The sequence below is a fragment of the Staphylococcus sp. 231237_7MaSpsaltlick genome (assembly GCF_043107035.1).
In genome coordinates this window covers 1-5,085 of the sequence record NZ_JBICNX010000059.1, presented here as the reverse complement: position 1 = coordinate 5,085, position 5,085 = coordinate 1, and the positions used below count along the sequence as shown (strand labels likewise).

The following is a 5,085-nucleotide window of genomic DNA, read 5'->3' as shown; positions in this document are numbered from 1 at the left end:
AAACTATTTTTTATGGTCGTAACGGTAAACCAGAAACGAAATATTTTGGTGTTCGTGACAGTGATAGATTTATTAGAATTTATAATAAAAAACAGGAACGTAAGGATAATGCAGATATTGAAGTTATTTCAGAACATTTATGGCGTGTAGAAATTGAATTAAAAAGGGATATGGTTGATTATTGGAACGATTGTTTTAATGATTTACATATTTTGAAACCTGCTTGGACTACTTTAGAAAAAATTAACGAGCAAGCTATGGTTTATACTTTGCTACATGAAGAAAGTATGTGGGGAAAACTAAGTAAGAATACTAAGTATAAATTTAAAAATTTAATTAAAGAAATATCTCCAGTTGATTTAACTGATTTAATGAAATCGACTTTAAAAGAGAACGAAAAACAATTGCAAAAGCAGATTGATTTTTGGCAGCGTGAGTTTAGATTTTGGAAGTGAATTAAATTTTATACATGTGAGTGATCATAAAATTTATGAATATTAGCAACCACCATTTTTGGTTGCTGGTTTTTTGATTTTGAATTTGGTTTTGAACTTATGGACTGAATAAATCAGTCCATTTTTTGTGCTTGCACAAAAACATGTTTTAGCCTCGCAGAGCATACGGTTTAACGACTTATTGCAAAATAAGTCTAGTATGTTAGACTTAAACCATTAAATACACATGAAACCTTTGTGTTTAGGAGTGATTTTTATATGTCTTATTCCATTATTAGAGTTTCAAAAGTTAAATCTGGAACAAATACAACTGGCATTCAAAAACATGTTCAAAGAGAAAATAATAATTATGAAAACGAAGATATAGACCACAGTAAAACACATTTAAATTATGATTTAGTAAATGATAATAAACAAAACTTTAATAATTTGATTGATGAGAAAATAGAACAAAATTATACAGGTAAAAGAAAAATCAGAACAGATGCAGTTAAACACGTTGATGGTTTAATTACGTCAGATAAGGAATTTTTTGATAATCAGACACCAGAAGATACAAAGCAGTTTTTTGAACATGCTAAAGATTTTCTGGAACAAGAATACGGTAAAGATAATTTATTATATGCAACGGTGCATATGGACGAGAAAACACCACATATGCATTATGGTGTTGTTCCAATAACTGATGATGGTCGTTTAAGCGCTAAAGAAGTTGTAGGTAATAAAAAAACTTTAACAGAGTTTCAAGATAGATTTAATGAGCATGTTAAACAACGAGGATATGATTTAGAACGTGGTCAATCAAGACAAGTTACAAATGCAAAACATGAGCAAATGAGCCAGTATAAACAAAAAACAGAATATCATAAGCAAGAATATGAGCGTGAGAGCCAAAAATTAGGGCATATAAGGCAAAAAAACGATAAATTGATGCAAGAGTACCAAAAATCGTTAAATACGCTTAAAACTCCTATAAATATACCGTATGAGCTTGAAACGGAAAAAGTAGGTGGATTGTTTAGCAAAGAAACACAAGAAACTGGCAATATGATTATAAAACAAAACGATTTTTATAAATTTGATGAAAAAGTAAAAGCAGCTAAAACTATTACAGATGATTATGAGCGTATTAAGTCGGGTGAAAAAATAAAAGAATTAGAGCGCGATTATAAAAAGACTAGAGATAATTTTTTAGAAACATATGAAATGTATCAAGGTTTGAAAAAAGAAAATGAAAATTTAAATGAGGAGAATAAAGATTTAAAAAATAAGATTAATCTTAAAGATGACTATTTGAAATTGTTTAAAGAAATGATTGCTGCATTGCTAAACGAATTACAACATGCACTAGGTAGGGAAAAATATGTTGAAAAAGTGCGAGATATAGGAAAAGGTAATAAGTTGGTTATGGACATTTTTCGTTCTGTAGATAAAAGAGAGAACCCAGAACATTATTCAGAAAAACGAGAGCAAAAAAGTGAGACGAAACGTAATAGAGGTATGAGTAGATAATAAAAGCTCTTATCAGAGTTGATAAAGGCTTAAGTAAATACAATTTAGTATTAGTGGTACTAAACAATACAAATATTATAACACGCTATTATGCCGAGAAAATCTATTTGTCGATGAGAGCCCTTAATTAGACTTAAAGCGCCAGCGGTCGGATAGCGTCAGCTATTAAATCGACCGATGGACAGCTTTAGGATTATTAAGGAGCGCAGAATCGTCGGCAAATAGAGGAATTGGAATAATGCAAATATTTTTTAGACTATTAAGGAGGGGTTTTTTGAAAAAAATAATCAATTATTTTGAGAGGGCACAAAGCAAAGAATTGATGGAATATATTCAGGAAAATGAAGATGATTTTGTATTTAAATCTAATCTTTATTTTATACCGGCAGTTGTTTTAGCTACTATAGGTTGTTTCTTTTATAATCAAGCTTTTTGGTTTTCTTGTATAACTATAGGTCTTTTATCGTTTTGTACTATTCTTGGTGAAATTCATAGTATTAAAGATAAAATTTATTATGAGAAATTTTTAGAGATTTGTTTAAAAAAAGAAGGTATTATATTTTCTATTAGTGCAAGTTTAATTATGTTCATTTTATCTATGGTGAGTATATATTTACTGAATGTGATGCCTTATTTATCAAGTGGATTGGCATATTTTTTATTTTATCCTTTGCAGTTATTTTTATGTATTTTGATTACGAGTACAATGTTTAATTTTGTTTTTAGATTGTTAGTGCCTTTGACAATTCAACAAACTAGAAAATAACACCAATTTATTAAAAATATTTTTATAGAAAAGATAATATTGGAAGAGAATAATATATGTTTTATAGTAGGAGTAATAAATATTTAATTTATACTAGAGGTGTCATTTTGAGAAAAACGAATTGGAAGTTGTATTCTTTATTATTAATTATTTTTATACCATTAGCTGTTATATCTGCTTTTTTATTGCCTGGAGATTACAAAGCATTATCATTTTTATTTGTAATAGCTTTTTGGATTATATATTTGATTATGAATACTAAACAAAAAAATAAAAAAGATCGCTATTAATAGCGATCTTTTTTATTTTAACCTCTTTTAAGAACTTTAATTGTTTGTTTAACATTTTTATTATTGATTTTTTTTATAGATGGATTCGCTTTTTTTGTACTTTTATTCCATCCTGCTATATCAACAACATTACCTTTTTCAAATCTTAAACGAACACCTTTATTTTTATTTGCTGTTTTATTTATAGACTTAGGTACTACAACATCACCAACTGATTTAGAAGCCCCAAATATTTTTGCGTAATTTCCAGGTATTGCACCTATTCCTACATTTATTAGAGCAGTTTTTACACTCATTGCATTTTTTGCAGCAAAACTTTTAGCTTGTTTTTTAGTCATATAGACATCTGAAGTTTTGTAAGTAACTGCACCTCTTGGGCTTTTATTAGTTACTTTATAAACAACATAACTACCACTTTTTGCATTTGCTGGTTTTTCGTTAAGAACACCTACTAAAGTTCCTAGTAAAAGCACTGAAATAAATGTTATTGAGATTATTCTTTTGAAATTAATAGACATTTCACATTTTCCTCCTAAAAAGTATTAATAGAAATGTAAATTAATTCCATGAAAATTTATATATAACTCTAGTTATATTGCGTATTATTGTTATTATATAACTATTATATTACTTATGAGGTGCAAAATATGTTTGCTAATAATTTAGCTAAATTGAGAAAAGAAGAAAATGTAAGTCAGGAGGAGTTAGCTCAAAAACTTTTTGTTTCTAAACAAACTATCTACAAGTGGGAGAATAATAGAAGTTCTCCAGATATAGATAATGTTTTAGTTTTGTCAGAGTATTTTAATGTCTCAGTTGAAGATTTATTAAAAAAAGATTGTTCAGATGTTTTTGTAGGGGATAAAGGGAAATTTAAATCTCATAGAGATAATATATTTTGTAAACTAGGGAAGTATAAATATTTACGCGAATTAGTTGTTTGTTTTTTAGCAATTACTTTTTTTGTTGAGTCTTTAGTGTTTTTATTAGAAAAAGAATAAAGACTTTCTAATAGGTTTGAAGGGTGGAAGGAGTTTTTATAAAATGACAAATAAATTTGAAACATTTTTTGTAATTATTACTGTTTTATTTGTAGGTTTATTAATTTTTAATAATTTTTCTGGAATCAACTCTTCGGCTTTATTGATTAGTATATTAGTTGTATATGTTATTCTTCTATTTATTAGATATAGTATTAAGAAAAAATATAAAGAAAACCAAAAATAAAAAGACTTAATCTAATTAGACCAAGTCTTTTGATAGTGTTATATTAATAACAATAAAAAATAAAAGAAGTCGCTCACCCCAAACCGACCAAAGTTTTAGTGAACGACATCATCTAACAAAATATAAAGAGTTATGTTTTATTAATTTTTGTATATCTAGATATTAAACGATAATAGTTTATTCTTCAAGATATATATTTGGGTGAGGGACTTCTTGAAAAAAATTAAGGAGTCGATTTTTTTGAGCAAAAAAGAGAAAGAAATCTATTCAAAACAAGATGAAAAACACGAAAATTTAAATTTTCCTAAAACCGGCTACTCTAATAGCCGGTTAAGTGGTCAAACTTTGGGAAAATCTCAACCCAAATTAAGCTTTGATGCTATGACAATTGTTGGAAATCTAAATAAAAACAATGCTCAAAAGCTATCTGAATTTATGAGTCTTGAACCACAAATTAGACTTTGGGATATGCTTCAAACAAAATTTAAAGCTAAAGCTATACAAGAAAAAGTTTATATTGAATATGACAAAGTAAAAGCAGATACGTGGGATAGACGTAATATGCGTGTTGAATTTAATCCGAATAAGCTTACGAATGAAGAAATGCTTTGGTTAAAACAAAACATTATCGACTACATGGAAGATGACGGTTTTACAAGATTAGACTTAGCTTTTGATTTTGAAGATGATTTAAGTGATTATTATGCAATGACTGATAAATCAGTTAAGAAAACTATTTTTTATGGTCGTAACGGTAAACCAGAAACGAAATATTTTGGTGTTCGTGACAGTGATAGATTTATTAGAATTTATAATAAAAAACAGGAACGTAAGG

At 27.6% G+C, this 5,085-nt stretch carries 7 protein-coding genes and 1 pseudogene; 7 read left to right on the top strand and 1 reads right to left on the bottom strand.

Translation table 11 applies throughout. The features are described from left to right. From ACF91D_RS29300 to ACF91D_RS29285, 4 genes are all read left to right on the top strand, one after another. Window positions 1–455: replication initiation factor domain-containing protein (locus ACF91D_RS29300; RefSeq protein ID WP_392438233.1), on the top strand; the 455-nt coding region annotated here is incomplete at its 5' end. A gap of 258 nt (window positions 456–713) precedes the next feature. Continuing rightward, window positions 714–1,967, top strand: coding sequence for a MobV family relaxase (mobV, locus tag ACF91D_RS29295; protein ID WP_305084624.1), 1,254 nt, complete (start codon window positions 714–716; stop codon window positions 1,965–1,967). Window positions 1,968–2,241: 274 nt separating this feature from the next. Beyond that, on the top strand, window positions 2,242–2,733 hold the full coding sequence (locus ACF91D_RS29290) for a hypothetical protein (protein ID WP_069793037.1): 492 nt from the start codon (window positions 2,242–2,244) through the stop codon (window positions 2,731–2,733). Window positions 2,734–2,840: 107 nt separating this feature from the next. Further along, window positions 2,841–3,023: a hypothetical protein gene (locus ACF91D_RS29285; protein WP_069793040.1), complete on the top strand. Its 183-nt coding sequence runs from the start codon at window positions 2,841–2,843 to the stop codon at window positions 3,021–3,023. Window positions 3,024–3,040: 17 nt separating this feature from the next. Here ACF91D_RS29285 and ACF91D_RS29280 read toward each other — a convergent pair whose 3' ends face one another. Beyond that, entirely contained in the window at window positions 3,041–3,541 is a 501-nt protein-coding gene (locus tag ACF91D_RS29280; RefSeq protein ID WP_305084623.1) for a hypothetical protein, read from the bottom strand. Between the two features lie 129 nt (window positions 3,542–3,670). On the opposite strand from ACF91D_RS29280, the gene ACF91D_RS29275 reads away from it, so the two are divergent. The 3 genes and pseudogenes from ACF91D_RS29275 to ACF91D_RS29265 all read left to right on the top strand — a co-directional run. Further along, window positions 3,671–4,024: a helix-turn-helix transcriptional regulator gene (locus tag ACF91D_RS29275; RefSeq protein ID WP_305084622.1), complete on the top strand. Its 354-nt coding sequence runs from the start codon at window positions 3,671–3,673 to the stop codon at window positions 4,022–4,024. A gap of 43 nt (window positions 4,025–4,067) precedes the next feature. After that, window positions 4,068–4,250: a hypothetical protein gene (locus ACF91D_RS29270; RefSeq protein ID WP_305084621.1), complete on the top strand. Its 183-nt coding sequence runs from the start codon at window positions 4,068–4,070 to the stop codon at window positions 4,248–4,250. Between the two features lie 240 nt (window positions 4,251–4,490). Then, a pseudogene (locus ACF91D_RS29265) lies at window positions 4,491–5,085 on the top strand (replication initiation factor domain-containing protein); the annotation flags it as partial.